At 68.9% G+C, this 15,476-nt stretch carries 14 protein-coding genes; 5 read left to right on the top strand and 9 right to left on the bottom strand.

Going from position 1 to position 15,476, the window contains the following annotated elements:
- Positions 1 to 149: 149 nt before the first annotated feature.
- Complete coding sequence (locus tag AC5RVG_RS06195; protein WP_494013133.1) at positions 150 to 1,613, bottom strand: protein adenylyltransferase SelO; 1,464 nt, start codon at positions 1,611 to 1,613, stop codon at positions 150 to 152.
- 78 nt (positions 1,614 to 1,691) lie between these two features.
- Here AC5RVG_RS06195 and AC5RVG_RS06200 point away from each other — a divergent pair, with 78 nt between their 5' ends.
- On the top strand, positions 1,692 to 1,874 hold the full coding sequence (locus AC5RVG_RS06200; protein WP_493977043.1) for a hypothetical protein: 183 nt from the start codon (positions 1,692 to 1,694) through the stop codon (positions 1,872 to 1,874).
- A 207-nt stretch (positions 1,875 to 2,081) separates the two neighbouring features.
- The gene (locus AC5RVG_RS06205; protein WP_494013134.1) at positions 2,082 to 3,587 is read left to right on the top strand and encodes an aldehyde dehydrogenase family protein; all 1,506 of its coding nucleotides are present in this window, start codon (positions 2,082 to 2,084) and stop codon (positions 3,585 to 3,587) included.
- A gap of 117 nt (positions 3,588 to 3,704) precedes the next feature.
- On the opposite strand, the gene ligM is transcribed toward AC5RVG_RS06205, so the two are convergent.
- The 6 genes from ligM to AC5RVG_RS06235 form a co-directional block, all read right to left on the bottom strand.
- A complete protein-coding gene (ligM, locus tag AC5RVG_RS06210; RefSeq protein ID WP_494013135.1) occupies positions 3,705 to 5,111 on the bottom strand; it encodes a vanillate/3-O-methylgallate O-demethylase in 1,407 nt (468 codons plus the stop codon).
- 99 nt (positions 5,112 to 5,210) lie between these two features.
- On the bottom strand, positions 5,211 to 5,885 hold the full coding sequence (locus AC5RVG_RS06215) for a GntR family transcriptional regulator (protein ID WP_494013136.1): 675 nt from the start codon (positions 5,883 to 5,885) through the stop codon (positions 5,211 to 5,213).
- A 68-nt stretch (positions 5,886 to 5,953) separates the two neighbouring features.
- Positions 5,954 to 6,916, bottom strand: coding sequence for a VOC family protein (locus AC5RVG_RS06220; RefSeq protein WP_494013137.1), 963 nt, complete (start codon positions 6,914 to 6,916; stop codon positions 5,954 to 5,956).
- 9 nt (positions 6,917 to 6,925) lie between these two features.
- A complete protein-coding gene (locus tag AC5RVG_RS06225) occupies positions 6,926 to 8,083 on the bottom strand; it encodes a 4-oxalomesaconate tautomerase (RefSeq protein WP_494013138.1) in 1,158 nt (385 codons plus the stop codon).
- Positions 8,073 to 8,768, bottom strand: a complete 696-nt coding sequence (locus tag AC5RVG_RS06230) for a 4-carboxy-4-hydroxy-2-oxoadipate aldolase/oxaloacetate decarboxylase (protein WP_494013139.1) — start codon at positions 8,766 to 8,768, stop codon at positions 8,073 to 8,075. The genes AC5RVG_RS06225 and AC5RVG_RS06230 overlap by 11 nt, the downstream gene beginning before the upstream one ends.
- Positions 8,765 to 9,499 carry a PIG-L deacetylase family protein gene (locus AC5RVG_RS06235; protein ID WP_494013140.1) on the bottom strand — a complete coding sequence of 245 codons (735 nt, stop codon included), beginning with the start codon at positions 9,497 to 9,499 and terminating at the stop codon, positions 8,765 to 8,767. Before AC5RVG_RS06235 ends, AC5RVG_RS06230 begins: the two co-directional genes overlap by 4 nt.
- 189 nt (positions 9,500 to 9,688) lie before the next feature.
- On the opposite strand from AC5RVG_RS06235, the gene purU reads away from it, so the two are divergent.
- Positions 9,689 to 10,585, top strand: a complete 897-nt coding sequence (gene purU / locus AC5RVG_RS06240; RefSeq protein WP_494013141.1) for a formyltetrahydrofolate deformylase — start codon at positions 9,689 to 9,691, stop codon at positions 10,583 to 10,585.
- Positions 10,586 to 10,663: 78 nt separating this feature from the next.
- Here the strand turns inward: purU and AC5RVG_RS06245 are convergent, their stop codons facing one another.
- Together AC5RVG_RS06245 and AC5RVG_RS06250 are read right to left on the bottom strand one after the other, a co-directional pair.
- Positions 10,664 to 12,016, bottom strand: coding sequence for an aminomethyl transferase family protein (locus tag AC5RVG_RS06245; RefSeq protein WP_494013142.1), 1,353 nt, complete (start codon positions 12,014 to 12,016; stop codon positions 10,664 to 10,666).
- A 74-nt stretch (positions 12,017 to 12,090) separates the two neighbouring features.
- On the bottom strand, positions 12,091 to 13,761 hold the full coding sequence (locus tag AC5RVG_RS06250; RefSeq protein ID WP_494013143.1) for a CocE/NonD family hydrolase: 1,671 nt from the start codon (positions 13,759 to 13,761) through the stop codon (positions 12,091 to 12,093).
- A 234-nt stretch (positions 13,762 to 13,995) separates the two neighbouring features.
- On the opposite strand from AC5RVG_RS06250, the gene AC5RVG_RS06255 reads away from it, so the two are divergent.
- Positions 13,996 to 14,766, top strand: coding sequence for an ABC transporter ATP-binding protein (locus AC5RVG_RS06255; RefSeq protein ID WP_494013144.1), 771 nt, complete (start codon positions 13,996 to 13,998; stop codon positions 14,764 to 14,766).
- A complete protein-coding gene (locus AC5RVG_RS06260) occupies positions 14,763 to 15,476 on the top strand; it encodes an ABC transporter ATP-binding protein (protein WP_494013145.1) in 714 nt (237 codons plus the stop codon). The genes AC5RVG_RS06255 and AC5RVG_RS06260 overlap by 4 nt, the downstream gene beginning before the upstream one ends.

Consider the following 15,476-nt stretch of genomic DNA (forward strand, 5'->3'; position numbering starts at 1 on the left):
GCCCGCCAAACCGGCCCAAAGGGCGGATTCGCCCCGCAAGGACGGCAAAAACCGGTGGCCGATATCCTTCGACAATCAGGTGCCGGGCGCGGCCATCGGCGCCGCGTTGCCGGGCATCGGCACCCGTCCCGCCGGCGTCTTGCCGGCGCTCACGTCCCGCAGAAAGTCCGGTACGCGCCAAAGTCTTCCGGCGCAGCGGCTGCGTAACGCTCCAGACCGGGGCGCTCGTCGTAGGGACGGGTCACCGCGTCCAGGAGGCGGGTCAACGGGTCCAAGTCTCCGTGCGTGGCGGCGTCGAGTGCCTCCTCGACGAGGTGATTGCGGGGAATGTAGACGGGGTTGACCCGGTCCATCAAACCCGCGTCCGGCCGGAGCGGACGCCATCGTGCCAGCCAGTCATCGAACCCTGCGGGGTCCGTAAACAGGCGCCGGGCAGCTTCTGTTTGGCCCCGGGCTGCCGCGCCGAGGCTGCGGAAGAACGCCGTGTGGTCGACCTTGCCCGCCTGGAGCAGGGCCAGGAGATCGTTCACGAGCGGGGAGGCCGCCGCGGAATCGACCCCGTCGCCCAGGCCGATCTTGGTCCTCGCGCCGGCCAGCCAGGCGGCGCTGTACTCGCCCCTGAAGCCGCCCAGGGCTTCCGACGCGAGGGCGGCCGCCTGCTCTTGATCGTCGTGCAGGAGCGGCAGGAGTGCCTCCGCGAGCCGGGCGAGGTTCCATTCGGCGGCAAGCGGCTGGTTGGCGTATGCGTAACGTCCGCCCTCGTCGATGGAACTGTAGACGGAGGCCGGATCGAAGGCGTCCATGAAGGCGCAGGGCCCGTAGTCGATGGTTTCACCGGAGATCGTCATGTTGTCCGTGTTCATGACCCCGTGCACGAATCCCACGAGCATCCATTGCGCCACCAGCGCGGCTTGGGTGCCTATGACCGCCCGAAACAGCGCCAGGTAGGGATGTTCGGCCTCGGCGGCCGCCGGGTGGTGGCGGGCAATGGCATGGTCGGCGAGCCGGCGCAGGAGGCCGACGTCGCCCGTGGCCCGGGCGTACTGGAAACTTCCCACGCGCAGATGGCTGCCGGCCACCCGCACCAGAACAGCTCCCGGCAACTCGGTGTCACGGTAAACCGGGAGCCCCGTGGCCACGACGGCGAGGGAGCGCGTGGTGGGAATGCCCAGGGCATGCATGGCCTCGCTGACCACGTATTCGCGGAGCATCGGGCCCACCGCGGCCTGGCCGTCACCGCCCCGCGCGAATGGCGTGGGCCCCGAACCCTTGAGATGGACGTCGCGCAGCCGGCCGCCCGCATCGGTCAACTCGCCCAGCAGGAGCGCCCGCCCGTCGCCGAGCCGGGGCGAGTACCAGCCGAACTGGTGTCCGGCGTACGCCTGCGCCACCGGAGTGGCATCACCGGGAATCCGGTTGCCCGTCAACAGCTGCAGCCCGTCGGGGCTGCGCAGGGCGGCCGGCTCGATTCCCAACTCGGCGGCCAGCGGCTCGTTCAGAACCAGCAGGCGCGGGTCGGGGACCTCCTGCGCCCGCCAGGGGACGGCCAGCTCCGCAAGCTCGCGGGCGAAGCGGCCGTCAAACGCGAGGGTTGATTGTGCTGGAGCACTCATCCCCCAAGAATAGCTAGGACACCACGGGTGGCGTCACCCCAGCCGGCAGATACCCGGAACTGCAAAGGAAAGACCACGATGAGCACGCACATCCACAGCATCCTGAACCGGGCCGGGGAAGAGATGGTGTACATCGGACCGGACCACCCTTCCTACGAACTGCTCGCCGGGCTGGTGGCCTCCGTGCACCAAGCCTGGCAGGAAGGCTACGACCAGGGCCGCAGCGGCGGCACGGACGAAAACCCGTACCGCGGCTACTAAAGCGGGCGGCGCCAGCCGGAAAATAGGGCGCGCCAACCCCTAGCACTCCCCCCGCGGATAGGCAAAGCTGAAGGCAGGGGAAACTGGCGCCCACCACGCTCTGAGGTTGTCGCCTTCAGCCGGCCGGGGGCGCCGACGCTGAAGAACGTCGCTCCTGCAGTTCCGGCATGGGGCCGGAACGGTCAAAACACAGAGAGGTGTTTCGAGATGACTGACGTAGCAAGCACTACCGGCGAAACCGGCCAGGTCACCACCGGGCTCTATATCGGCGGCGAAGTCCGGGACTCCGGCGAAAAATACCCGGTAGCGGACCCGGGCAAGCCCGGTTCCGTGGTGGGCTACGCGGCGGCCGCCACCCGGCAGGATGTGGCCGACGCCGTCGCCGCCGCGAAATCCGCTTTCCCCGCGTGGGCGGCGCTCGGCGCCAAGGAGCGCGCCGCCCAGCTCGGCGCGGCCATCGAAGGCATCGCCGATCTCCGTGACGAGGACGCGGCGATCCTGTCACAGGAAAACGGCAAGATCCGCATGGAGGCCTGGGTGGACGCCCTGGTCTTCGAGATCCGCTTCCAGCTCGCCCTGGCGCTCGCGGACGAGGTGGACCAGGGCAAGGTCCTCGAACCGGCTCCGGGCATCCCGGTGACCACCACGGTGGCATACCAGCCGCTGGGCGTGGTCACGGTGATCGTTCCGTTCAACTGGCCCATCGCCATCCTGGGCGCCTCGCTGCCGCACGCCCTGCTGGCGGGCAACACCGCGATCGTCAAGCCGCCGCCCACCACCCCGCTGGCAATCACCCGGGTAGTGCAGCGCGTGGCGGAAAAGCTGCCGCCGGGTGTGCTGAATATTGTCACCGGCCAGGACAGCGAGATGGGCGGCCTGATCCAGAACGACGACGTGGCGAAGGTCTGCTTCACCGGCAGCGTGGGCGGCGGCAAGAAGATGATGGAGATGGCGTCCAAGAGCCTGACCCGGGTCACCTTGGAGCTCGGCGGCAACGACCCGGCGGTGGTCCTCGAGGACGCCGTCCTGGACGACACGCACCTGGACCGGCTGTATGCCGCGGTCTTCGACACCACGGGGCAGATCTGCATGGCCGCCAAGCGCATCTATGTGCACCGCTCCCGGCTGGAGGAACTGGTCGCCGGGCTGTCCGAGCGGCTGGAGAAGGCCGTCGTCGGCTACGGCCTCGACGAGGGCACCACCATGGGCCCGCTGCACCAGCCCGCGCAGAAGACCTTCGTCGAAGAACTCATCGCCGAGGCGAAGGCCGCTGGGGCCGACGTCCGGGAATTCGGGGAACTGCCGGCGGACCCGGAGCTGCAGGGCGGCAACTTCCTGCGGCCGGCGTTGGTGGTCGACCCGGACCCGCAGCTGCGCGTGGTCACGCAGGAACAGTTCGGTCCGGTCATCCCGATCCTCCCCTTCGACACCGAAGAGGAAGCGCTGGCCCTGGCCAACGACACCTGGGCCGGCCTCTGCGGCTCGGTGTGGACCGCGGACACGGAAAAGGCCAATGCCGTCGGCTCGCAGCTGGTCTGCGGCTACGTCTGGGTCAACGACCACGGCGCGACCCGCCTGGACCTCCGTGCGCCGTTCGGCGGCATGAAGCACTCGGGCTTCGGCCGCGAACAGGGCATCGAAGGCGTCCGCGCGTTCCAAGACACCCGCGCCATCGCCCACCTGGACGAGGCGGCAGCCGCCGCAGGCCACTAACCACGACGACGGCGGGCGGCCCTTCGTCCGCCCCAAGCGGAGGCACCAGACGAACGGGGGCGGCCCCGCCTGCGGGAGGGTCCCCCGGTTCAGACCGCCTGCGGGACGGTCCCCGGTTCAGACGGCCTGGGCGGTCCGCCAGCCGCCGCGGTATTCCTTGCGCGCGGTCACGGAGTAGGGCGCGGGGCTGACCACGGCCCGGACTTCCAGCTGCCGGTGCGGTTCCACGGTGGTCTTGCGGGTGCCGCCGTCGGGCTCGCCCCAGACCACGTTCACCTCGGTGCCGATCTCCACGTCGGGGTTGACAGTGGCCAGCGACAGCGCCCGCCGCTCGTTGGCACTGTAACCGGTGAACAGGGACAGGCCCACGTTCGTGCCGCCGGCGTCGACAATGGAATCGTAGTTCGAGGAGCCGTAGTTGGCGTTGGGCAGGTCGAAGTACTTGTAGGGGGTCCCCTCCGTGTCGAACAGCGAGGCGAAGATTTTGGTCATGTCCTCGGCGTTCCAGGCCAGCGTGACCTTCTTCCGCTGCGCCTGGCCGTCGATCTTCTCCAGCGCCTCGCGGCCGATGAAGTCGTGGTCGAACTTGATGAACGAGCCGTAGCCCAGCTCCCACGGGTTCAGGTAGTAGTCCTCGATGTTGTCGGAGACGAAGCTGCCGGCCACGGCGTTGACGGCTTCGTAGCTGTCCGCACCCAGCCATTCCCGGTACGGGCGAAGCTCTTCCCCGGAGTAGATGGCGGGCAGCGGGGACGGAATCCAGCCCGATTCCAAGGTGTTGGAAGAGTAGGCCCGGGCACCGACGGCCAGCAGGCCGAACTCCCGGCCGGCCTCCAGGATGAACTCGCGGACGCGCTCGTACGACTCGTAGGGCCCCCAGAGCTCCAGGCCGGGGGCGCCGGCCATGCCGTGGCGCAGCGTGCGCACCTGCGCCCCGGCCACCTGCATGTGGTCCATGCTGAAAAATTTCAGCTGCTCCACGGTGCCGCCGTTGAGCTTTTCGATGACCTGCCACGCGTTCGGACCCTGGATCTGGAACCGCCAGTACCTGCGCTGCACCGGCTTGCCCATCGGCCGCGACGGCGACCGCCGGTCCACCTCCAGCTCCACGTCGTACCCGCCGGTCTGCCCGTGGAAGAGCAGCCAGTTGGCCGCGGGGGAACGCCCCACGTAGACGAACTGGTCCTCGGCCTCGTGGAAGAGGATGCCATCGCCGATCACGTGCCCGGACGGCGTCGTCGGCACATATTGCTTGGCCCTGTTCACCGGGAAGGTGGCCACCGAGTTGATCGCGGTGTCGGAGATCAGCCTCAACGCATCGGGGCCCTTGATGAACAGGTTGTCCATGTGGTGGGACTGGTCGTACAGCACGGCGGTCTCCCGCCAGGCCCGGACCTCGCTGCGCCAGTTGGTGAATTCCGGTGCGACCACCGGGTAGACGTAGGCGCCGATCTGCGAATTCCGCAGCAGCTCCACCGTATTGCCGGCCTGGTCCAGGACGTCCTGCAGGTTCTGTGCACTCATGATTCCCCTATCCCCGCCGGCCGGGGGCCGACGTCTCTTCCATGCCTCCATTGGCCGAAGGCATGCTGTTCGTGCGGGCGGCAGGGGAACCGGCGTCTCTTAGCGGCCGGGGTCCTCGGCCGCCCGCATGATGGCATCGGCAACGCTCTTGAGGTGCTTATCCATGGCTGCGGCGGCCCTTTCCGGGTCCTTGGCGCAGACCGCGTCCAGAATCTCCAGGTGCTCGGGCAGGGATACGGCGGGCCGGCCCGGCTGCATGGCCAGCCGGAACTGGAAGCGGACGCTCTGGCCGCGCAGGCGCGCGATCAGAGCGGCCGCCGTTTCGTGCCGGCTCAGTTCGACGACCCGGCGGTGCAGGGTCTTGTTCAGGTCCGAATATCTCAGCAGGTCGCCGGCGGCCACGGCCCGGCTCATGGCCTCGCCAAGGGCCTGCAGTTCCTCCACGTCCTCGTCGGTGACCTGTTCGGCGGCCTTGGCCGCGCAGATGGCTTCCAAGGCGGCACGAACCTCGGTGATCTCCACCGCTTCCTCCACCGCGACCGCGCGCACCCGGGCGCCGCGGTTCTGGATGCGCTCCACCAGCCCCTCCAGCGTCAGCTCCGCCAGCGCCGCCCGGACGGTGGCCCGGCTGGCATGGTACTCGGCGCAGATATCCGCCTCAACCAACCGCTGGTTGGGCACGAGTTCGCCCCGGTCGATCGCCCGTTTGAGCCCGGCGACGACGGCGGCCGGGTCGGTTGATCGGGGTGCGGCAATCTGGCTGGCGGTGCTCACGGGAGGCTGCTCCATCCTGAGAGAGTGTGCTGACGAAGTTGTTGCCAATAACCTAGCCCATGTGGTTCTCAGTGCCTGTCCGGCACCTCGACGGGCGGTGTGCCGTGGGTATGGAAGGTCGAGATGGTCTGCATCCCCCAGGCCTGGCCCTTCTTCCGTTCCGTCTCTGTCCAGACCACCGGTTCCCAGTCCGGTGCCAGCAGGAGCCGCGCGCCGGCGTTGGCGAACTCGATGCGGTTCCCGCCCGGCTCGTAGACATAGAGGAAGAACGTCTGGTTGATGGTGTGCTTGTGCGGACCGGACTCGATGTGGATGCCGTTCTCCAGGAAGATGTCGGCGGCCTTGAGGATGTCTTCTCGGGTGTCCGGGGCGAAGGCGATGTGATGCAGGCGGCCGGAGGCGCCCAGGTGGTCGGCCGAGTAGACCAGGTCATAGGACTTCTGGCCGAACCGGAACCAATGGGCCGCGGTGCGTCCGTTGTCCAGCCGGATCAGTTCGCTGTCCTTCAGGCCCAGGACGTCGGCCGAAAACTTCGCGTTCTCCTCCACGTTGGCCGCCAGGTAGTTAATGTGGTCCAGCCGGCGGGCGTTGACCCCGTGGCCGGGGAACCGGGACGCCTGGTTCTTCAGGGCCGGCTTGTCGTCCGTGGCCCGGTACCACTCGGTCTCGTAGTAGACGGACATCGGGTGGCCGTCCGGGTCCGTGAAGTGGAACGACGGCCCGACGCCGAATTCACCGTCCCGCCACTGTCCGCCCTGCCCGGACTCCTGGATCGAAGCCACCAGCCGGTCCAGCGACTCGGGTGAGGCCGCCCGGTGCGCGACCAGTCCGACGCCGGAGGCCTGCCGCGGGGTGAGCTTGATGCTCCAGTTTTCGTAGTCGTCCCAGGTGCGCAGGAAGACCGAGTCTCCGGCGCGGGCGACCTCCCGCATGGCCAGCAGGTCGTTGAAGAACCAGTAGCTGTCGTCGAACTTGTCAGTGAACAGCTCGATGTTGCCAAGGTGGGCGATGTCGCGGTGCTGGGGTGTCATGGTCTTCCTTCACTTCGGTTGCGGGGCCACCCGGTCTCGGGGAAAGACGGTGCCGTCGAACAGCTTCCGCGCCGTCCGCAGCACCGTGGAGGACGTGGTGGTGACGCCGGCGGGACGCTCGGCCAGTTCCGCGCCGACGTCCAGGTAGCCGGTGGGGTGCTCGAGCCGGAGCGGCCTTCCGCCGGCGGGGAGCCGGGCCAGTTCGTGTCCGACGGCGTTCGGCAGTTGGATGCCGGCCGCCACGGTGGTGGCACCGAGCACGCCGATGGACGTGTGGCAGCGCACAGGCAGGAAGCTGCGGGTGTTGACCGTGCCCCCGTTGCGCGGCGCGGAGAGCAGCACCAGCTTCGGCACGGTCTTGCCGGACACGTCGCCCATGCCCATCAGCTTCGCCGCTTCAATCCGGATCCGGGCCAGCCGGTCCGCCAGGGCGGTGTCGGCTTCCAGCTCGGCCGGGTCCTCGTAGCCGGTGACCCCGAGATCGGCCGCCCGCAGCAGGACCGACGGCATGCCGTTGTCCACGCAGGTAACGTCGACGCCGTCCGCCACGTCCGCCTCCCGACCGGTGGGCAGCAGCGCCCCGGTGGAAGATCCGGCCGTGTCGGCGAAGTCCAGGGTGACCGGGGCGGCGGTACCGGGCACGCCATCGATGGCCGCGTCCCCGCGGTAGTCCACCCGGCCACCGGGCGTCGGGAAGGTGGCCGTGGCACTGCTGTCCGAATTCACCATCCGGATGCGCACCGCCGTCGTGCTTTCCTGCGCCGGAAGCAGTCCGCGTTCGACGGCGAAGGGGCCGACGCCGGCGAGGATGTTGCCGCAGTTCTGGCTGTCCGTGACCGTCGCCTCGTCCACGGCGACCTGCAGGAACAGGTAGTCAACGTCCGTCTCGGAAGCGCTCGACGGTGAGATGACCGCCACCTTGCTGGTCAGCGGGTGGGCCCCGCCGATGCCGTCGATCTGGCGGGCGTCCGGGCTGCCCATGATCCGCAGGAGCAGGTCGTCGCGGTCGGCGCTGTCCGCCGGCAGGTCCCCGGCCAGGAAGTAGGCGCCCTTGGAGGTGCCGCCGCGCATCAGCATGCAGCGGACGCCGTGGTCGTAGTCCCCGCCGGCTCCGGAAGGGGCGGCCGCGGCCAGGGGCCGCGCATCGCCGTCGTGCTCAGCCGTCATAGTCCTCGGCCGCCACGTATTGAACGCCGAGCTTCTCAAGGACCGGCCGCAAGCCGTAGTAGTCCAGGCCCAGCGTCCCCTCCTGGAACCGGGACCGGGTCTTTTCCTCCTTGTCCAGGCGCGCCTGCGAAGCCTCGACCGCCGCCGGTGCTTCCAGCCGCGGCACGCAGACCACGCCGTCGTCGTCGGCGACAATCACGTCGCCCGGCCGGACCGTGACCCGGCCCAGGGTGATAGGGACGTTGACCGCCCCGGCGCTCGCCTTCACCGTTCCCTGGGCGTGGACGGCGGCGGACCAGGCGGGAAAGCCCATCGCCTGCAGTTCCGCCACGTCGCGCACCCCGGTGCTGGTGACCACGCCGCGGACGCCGCGGTACTGCAGGGCTGTGGCGAACAGCTCGCCGAACAGGCCGTCGGTGCATTCGGACGTGGTGGTGACCACCAGCATGTCCCCGGGGCGGCACTGCTCAATGGCCGCGTGGACCATCAGGTTGTCGCCGGGCCAGCAGAGCACCGTGACGGCGGTGCCGGCCACCCGGATGCCGGACTGGATCGGCCGGAACTGCGGGCCGGCCAGGCCGGTGCGGCCCATCGCCTCATGGACCGTGGCGACGCCGAAGCCGGCGAGCGCGTTGGCGTCGGCCAGGTCGGCGCGGGGCGGGTTGGTGACGATGACGTTTCTCATGCCAGCGTGCCGGTCACTTGCGGGTAGTAGCGCATGTACGCCTCGCCCTTGGTGTCCGTGGGGAAGCCGAGGTTGGGCCCCGCGTTGCGTTTGACCTGCACGCCGCGGCGCGTGGCCAGGTCCGTGTAGTAGTCCCACATGTGCTGCTGCGCCGGCAGGCATTCCATCGCCGTGCGCTTGGCCGGGAAGGCCGCCGTGATGTCGAGCAGGACGTTGGGCTTGAAGTCGCTTTGCTCCGGCTGGTGCGGTTCGAAGAAGAACACCGGCGGGGCGCCCAGCGGATCGCCCGGCGCGTCGTAGCCGATGGCCTGCGCCAGCACCCGCGCGTCCAGCGCCATGCGTGCCGCGGCCGGGTGGTCCCCGTTGTACGGGTCGGCCAGCGGATGGGTCAGCACCACCGTGGGCTTGACCTCGCGGTAGATCCTGACCAGCTCGTCCACCAGGTCCCGCGTGGGCACCAGCGGATAGTCGCCGGCGTCCAGGAACCGGACCTCGGCGCCGAGCGCCGCGGCGGCGTTCTCCGCCTCCTGCCGGCGGATCGCCTTGATCTCTTCCAGTTCCTTGCCCTCGCGCCAGGCCTTGGCGGACTCGCCGCGTTCGCCGTAGGACAGGCACACGACGACGGCGCGTTCCCCGCGCTGTGCCGCGGCGGCGATGGCGCCGCCGGCCCGCCAGACGAAGTCGCCCGCGTGCGCGCTGACCACCAACAGGGCCGGCTCGGTGTCGCTCAAGGGTCCTCCCGGTGTGGTTGTCCTAGGGGAAGTCAACCACCGGGAACCAGAATCGTCAACAATTCTGGTTTCACTTTCCGTGCGTGCCAAAGGACGGGCAACATCGGTCCCTTCCCACCAGAAGCCTCCGGGCCGCGGGCCTGCTAAATTATTCGCAACAAACTGCGAGCCCTCGGAAGGCAGGGCGCCATGACTACCTACCCGCAGAAGCCCCCGGCAGGAGCGCCGTCGACAGAAGACCAGGGGCGATTGATCGTCCAGGGCACCGACCGGCCGGGCATCGTCGCCAGCGTTTCCACCCTGCTGACCGAGGCCGGCGCCAACATCGTCTCGCTGGATCAGCATTCGACCAATCCCGAAGGCGGCCGGTTTTTCCAACGGACGGTTTTCCATCTGCCCCACCTGACGGCCCGGGTGGAGCAGTTGGCGCACAGCCTGGAGCAGCAACTGTCCGGCGACCCGGACCTGTCGTGGCGGCTGGTGGAAGTCAGCCGGCAGAAGCGCGTGGCGATCTTCGTGTCCAAGTCCGACCACTGCGTGCTGGACTTGCTCTGGCGGCAGCGGCGGGGCGAGCTGCCGGTGAACATCGCCATGGTCGTCTCCAACCATCCCGACCTCAGCTCCGATGTGCGCCAGTTCGGGATCCCCTACTTCCATGTGCCGGTGGACAAGGAGGACAAGGCCGCGGCCGAGAGGCGCCACCTGGAGTTGCTGCAGGGCAACGTGGACCTGGTGGTCCTGGCCCGGTACATGCAAATCATCTCGCCCGGCTTCCTGGAGGAGGTGGGCGTCCCGGTAATCAACATCCACCACTCGTTCCTCCCCGCCTTTATCGGCGCGGCACCGTACCGCAAGGCCAAGGAACGCGGCGTCAAACTCATCGGGGCCACGGCCCACTACGTCACCGAAGACCTGGACGAGGGGCCCATCATCGACCAGGACGTCATCAGGGTCTCGCACAGCGACTCCGCGGAGGACCTCGCCCGGCTGGGCGCCGACGTGGAACGCAGCGTCCTGTCCCGCGCGGTGATGGCCCACTGCGAGGACCGGGTGCTGCGCGACGGCAACAGCACCATCGTTTTTTAGAGGTTGCCGCGCGTCCGGGCCACGTTGCTGCCGCCGCCGAGTCCGTTGATCATCGACGCCGCGGCCGCGCGCCCGGGGTCAGGATCGGTAGGTCTTCCGCGCGAAGTCGGCGTACGGCACCGGGGCGACCGTCGCCCGAATCTCCACCTGGCGGTGCGGCTCGACCTGGGGCTTGCGGGTATTGGGCTCCTCGCCCCAGAGCACGGTGACTTCCGTGCCAGGTGCGCTGTGCCGCTTCTCCACGGTGGCCAGCGAGAGGAAGGCCTGCTCGTTGGCCGCATAGCCGCAGTCGAAGGACAGGCCGGCGGGTTCCCCGCCTGCCAGCACCTGGTCCACCTGGTAGAACGCGTAGCGGGCCTTGGGCATGTCGAAGTACTTGGCCGGCAGCGCGTTCTCACCGAGCGATTTGAACACGCCGGCCACATCGTCGCTGTTCCAGACCAGCGTGACCTTTTCGCGGGCCGGGTTCTCCCGCATCCGCTCCAGGGCGCTCCGGCCCAGGAAGTCATGGTCGAAGGAAACCACGCGGCCGTAGTTCAGGTCCCATGGCGTCAGGTAGTAATCCTCGATGTTCGAGGAGGCGAAGCTTCCGCCGAGCGACCCGGCGGAGGCGAGCGGCAGCCACTTCCGGTAGTCGGCGAGCCGGTCCCCGCTGAAGATGGCGGGCACCGGCGTCGGCACCCATCCGGAGCCGAGCGGGGAGGTGGAATAGGCCTTGGCGCCCACTTGGCGCAGATCAAGCTCTTCGCCCGCCTCGAGGATGGCCTGGCGGACGCGCTCGCCCTCCTGCCACGGGCCGAAAATCTCGAACCCGGCCTGGCCGGCGATGCCGTGCCGGATCGCCCGGACCCGGCAGCCGGCGATCGTGAAGTCGGTCATGTGGAAGAACTTCACGTCGGGAACCGGTCCACCGGTGAGCTTCTCCACCAGCGGAAGCGCCTGCGGCCCCTGCAGTTCATACCGGTAGATCTTCGGGTTGCCTTTCCGGACCAGGGAATTGCCATCGCGCTCGGCGGTGGCGTCGTAACCGCCCTTCCCCAGGTGGAACTCCACCCAGTCCACGACCATGTGATGACCCACCAGGTTGAAGCTGCCCTCGGCCAGGCAGGCCAGGATGGCGTCACCGATCAGGTGGCCGTCCTCGTTGACCGCGACGAACTGCTTCGCGGTGTTCGGCCGGAAGTTGGCGAACTTGTTCACGCCCAGGTCGCTGAGCAGCTTCAGGGCGTCGGGTCCGTTAAGGTACAGGTCGGTCATGTGGTGGGACTGGTCCAGGAGGGCGACGGACTGGTCCCAGGCCCGCTGCTCCGACCGCCAGTTGGTGAACTCCGGCTGGATCGGAAAGACAATGGGCAGCGCGGGCAGATTCCGCAGCAGCTCCACCGGATTGCCGGTGCGTTGGATGGCATCTTCGAGGTTTTCGGCAGGCATGTCATGTTCCCTTCGGTGATCTGGTTCCACGGCCGGGCCGGCCGGCCGCCGTGCGCGGCCCGGGCTGCGGCGTGTTAGCCCGGGGTTTCGGCGAACACCGGGAGCACCAGGTGCGAGGCGGACTGCCCGCCGGTGTGGATGCGGTGCTCCCCGCGGTTGACCGAGTCCTCGTGCCGGGCGTAGAGGTCGGGCTTGGGGTAGCGCATGACGTCGGACCCCTGCACCACCAGGCCCAGGGTGTCCCCGGCCTCGAAGCGGGTACCGGAGGGCAGGATCTCGATCTCCAGCCGGACCGGGCCGTCCGGGGGCAGCGGCAGGGCCCGCCGGTGGGCCAGCACCGGGAGGTACTCGGTGGAGCGGTCCGGATCGAGTTCACGGTGGGAGGCGCGCTGCCAGCCCACCGCGACGGGGCCGTCGTCGAAAATGGCGTAGTAGGGGAAGCCGACCACCGTGCCGTCCCGGTCCTTCTTGAACAGTGCCACGAAGACGTCCAAATCCTCGGCGTCCGGGGCCGACAGGAAGAGCACGGCCTTGGCGTGGCCCACGAGCATGGTCTCCTCGCGGAAGGCGAGGCTGAATTCCGCCCGGTGCGGCCGCAGCCCGCTGCCCAGCGAGTCGTAGGCGGCGGCCCCTTCTGCGGCGGGCGGCTCGTCCGCGAGCGAGCCGGCCGCGGCATCGAGATAGAGGGTGCGGTACCGGGTCTGCGGCGCCGGCCAATCCGCGGCAGCGTAGGTGCTCCCCTCGTAGAAGCGGTCCCGCACCTCCAGCCGCACCCGCGGCCAGTCCGCCAGGCCGCCGTCCCGCCCGTGGAGGAAGTGGTCGAAGAAGACCCGCTGCTGCTCCACCATGCCGGGGCGGTAGTACTCGGCCCACTTCTTCCGGCCGTGCACGTACAGCCATTTCTCCTCGGAGGCAATCCGGCGGAAGCCCTCCAGGGTCCCCCGCGTGTGCAGCCCCTGGTCCGACCAGCTGGCGACGACGAACGCCGGGACGGTGACCTTCTCCAATTCGGCGCTCTTGGACTCCCAAAAGGCGTCGTAGAACGGATGCGCGGCCGTCTCGGCTTCCAGGTCTTCGATGGGGCCGGTGGCGTAGCCCCAGCGTTCCCAGATGTAGGGCCAGAACCACGTTTCCGGGATGCCGCCGTGCCGCGCGACTTCCCGATAGGTGTCGGTCCAGCCTTCCCAGGGGTTGATTGCGGCCAGGTGCGGCGGGTCCAGCTCGGCCACGCGCCACTGGGAGACGGTCAGGTAGGAGACGCCGGACAGTCCGACCTTGCCGTTGCTCCATTCCTGCCCGCCGGCCCACTCGATCAGGTCGTAGAAGTCCCTGGCTTCCTCCGGAGAGCAGTAGGTTGCCGCGCCCTCCGAGTACCAGGTGCCCGGGATGTCGGCCACGACGACCGCGTAGCCGTGCGGCACCCAGTAGGCGGGGTCCGGCGCCTCGAAGGTCGTCAGCCCGCTGGTGTAACCGGCCCGCACCCCGCTGGTGGGGCGGACCACGCCCAGCTGCTCGGTGATGTGCTTACCGTACGGCGACCAACTGACCAGCGGAGCGGCGCGCACCGCGCCGTCGGGCCGATAGACATCCACGCGGATCACCGCGCCGGACGACGCGGCCACGGCGATGTCCCGCTCGATGACCATGCCCGGAAGATGTTCGGTCCGAGGCTGGGGCGGACGGCCGCCGCGCTCTTCGGGAGCATGGCGGTGTCCCCTGAAGAGATACGGGATGGAGCCAGACATCGTGTCCGCCTTTCCGCGGTGCAGCCGTGCAGCCGCCGAACGCCTGTTGCTTCCCCTGCCTGACGACGGCGGCCATAACGTTCCCATCACCGCCTTGACATGAGATAGATCACATCGTTAGCTTCAATGTCAACATTCTTGTTAGCACCAGCCGGCCCACGACGCCGGAATGAGCAGTCTCCCGCCTCCAGGAAGCGTTGAATCCATGTGGCGTACGGCAGAGAGTGTGCGGCCATGACGGCCCGGCTGACCGTCGAGGATGTTTCTCTGCACTTTGGCGGCATCACGGTGCTGGATTCTGTTTCCTTCGAGGTGGAACCCTCGACGGTCTTCGGGCTCATTGGCCCCAACGGCGCGGGCAAGACGTCCCTGTTCAACTGCGTCAGCGGACACTACAAGCCGTCGTCGGGGTTCATCGGCATCGACGGCGCGGACGTCCTCTCCCGTGCGCCGTCCGCCCTGGCGCGGATGGGGCTGGCCCGCACGTTCCAGCATCCCGCGCTGCAGTTAGACCAAACGGTGCTGGACAACGTGCTCCTCGGCGGCCATTCACGGCTGTCCGGCGGTGCGCTGTCCTGGGCGCTCCGGCTCCCGCACGCCGTCCGCGGCGAGCGCGCTCTCCGCCGGCGGGCCCATGACGTTCTCGCCCGGTTGGACCTGGACTGGGCCACCCGGCTGCCGGCCGGCGAGCTGGCCCACGGCTTCCGCAAGCGCGTGGAGTTGTGCCGGGCGCTGCTCAGCCAGCCCAAACTGCTGCTGCTGGATGAGCCGGCCGCCGGGCTTTCGCACGCGGAAGTCGAGGACCTGATCGGCTGGATCAGGAACCTGCGCGCGGAATTCGAGCTGACCATCGTCGTCGTCGAACATCACATGGGCTTGATTTCCGCGGTGACGGACCGCCTGGCCGTCCTCAACCAGGGGCGGAAGCTGGCGGAGGGCACGGCGGCCGAGGTCCGGCAGGATCCGCGCGTGGTCGAGGCGTACCTCGGGCAGGGGGCGGCATGACGGGCCTCCTCGAACTCTCCAACGTGCGCGCCTGGTACGGCCGGGCCGTGGCACTGCACGGGATCAGCCTGAGCGTGGCCGACGGCGGCGCGATCGGCATCCTGGGCGCCAACGGCGCCGGCAAGACCACGACGTTGCGCGCCATCAGCGGCATGGTAAAGACCAGCGGGGACATCACCTTCGAGGGCCGCAGGATCGGCGGGATGCGGCCCGACCAGGTGGCCCGGCTGGGTATCGCCCACGTGCCGCAGGACCGCGGCACCCTGGCCAACCTCAGCGTGCAGGACAACCTGCTGGTCGGTGCCTACCGGCGCAAGGACCAGCGCGGCGTCGCCGCCGACCGGGACAACTACTTCGATCTCTTCCCGCAGCTCGCGGCGCGCAGCAAGACACCGGCCGCCGCGCTGTCCGGCGGTGAGCAGCAGATGCTCGCGATCGGGCGCGCCTTCATGTCCGGGCCCAAGCTCGTGCTGCTGGACGAGCCGTCTTTGGGGCTGGCGCCCAGCACGGCCGGCCAGGTCTACGAAGCGATCACCAAACTGCGCACCGAAACGGGGTTGTCCATGGTGGTGGTGGAGCAGAACGCTGCCCTGGCCTTCTCCATTGTGGACGAGGCCACGGTCCTGGAAACCGGGCACGCTGTGCTGTCCGGGCCGCGCGAAGAGCTTATGGGCCTGGAAGCCATTCGCAAAGCGTACCTGGGCGGGTGA

The organism is Arthrobacter senegalensis (genome assembly GCF_059091765.1).

What these genes read in the sequence shown, in the direction of transcription:
- AC5RVG_RS06200 (WP_493977043.1), top strand. Translation starts at nt 1,692, where the DNA reads ATGAGCACGCACATCCACAGCATCCTGAACCGGGCCGGGGAAGAGATG.
- AC5RVG_RS06255 (WP_494013144.1), top strand. Translation starts at nt 13,996, where the DNA reads ATGACGGCCCGGCTGACCGTCGAGGATGTTTCTCTGCACTTTGGCGGC.
- AC5RVG_RS06220 (WP_494013137.1), bottom strand. Translation starts at nt 6,916, where the DNA reads ATGACACCCCAGCACCGCGACATCGCCCACCTTGGCAACATCGAGCTG.
- purU (WP_494013141.1), top strand. Translation starts at nt 9,689, where the DNA reads ATGACTACCTACCCGCAGAAGCCCCCGGCAGGAGCGCCGTCGACAGAA.
- AC5RVG_RS06225 (WP_494013138.1), bottom strand. Translation starts at nt 8,083, where the DNA reads ATGACGGCTGAGCACGACGGCGATGCGCGGCCCCTGGCCGCGGCCGCC.
- AC5RVG_RS06205 (WP_494013134.1), top strand. Translation starts at nt 2,082, where the DNA reads ATGACTGACGTAGCAAGCACTACCGGCGAAACCGGCCAGGTCACCACC.
- AC5RVG_RS06260 (WP_494013145.1), top strand. Translation starts at nt 14,763, where the DNA reads ATGACGGGCCTCCTCGAACTCTCCAACGTGCGCGCCTGGTACGGCCGG.
- ligM (WP_494013135.1), bottom strand. Translation starts at nt 5,111, where the DNA reads ATGAGTGCACAGAACCTGCAGGACGTCCTGGACCAGGCCGGCAATACG.
- AC5RVG_RS06245 (WP_494013142.1), bottom strand. Translation starts at nt 12,016, where the DNA reads ATGCCTGCCGAAAACCTCGAAGATGCCATCCAACGCACCGGCAATCCG.
- AC5RVG_RS06250 (WP_494013143.1), bottom strand. Translation starts at nt 13,761, where the DNA reads ATGTCTGGCTCCATCCCGTATCTCTTCAGGGGACACCGCCATGCTCCC.
- AC5RVG_RS06195 (WP_494013133.1), bottom strand. Translation starts at nt 1,613, where the DNA reads ATGAGTGCTCCAGCACAATCAACCCTCGCGTTTGACGGCCGCTTCGCC.
- AC5RVG_RS06230 (WP_494013139.1), bottom strand. Translation starts at nt 8,768, where the DNA reads ATGAGAAACGTCATCGTCACCAACCCGCCCCGCGCCGACCTGGCCGAC.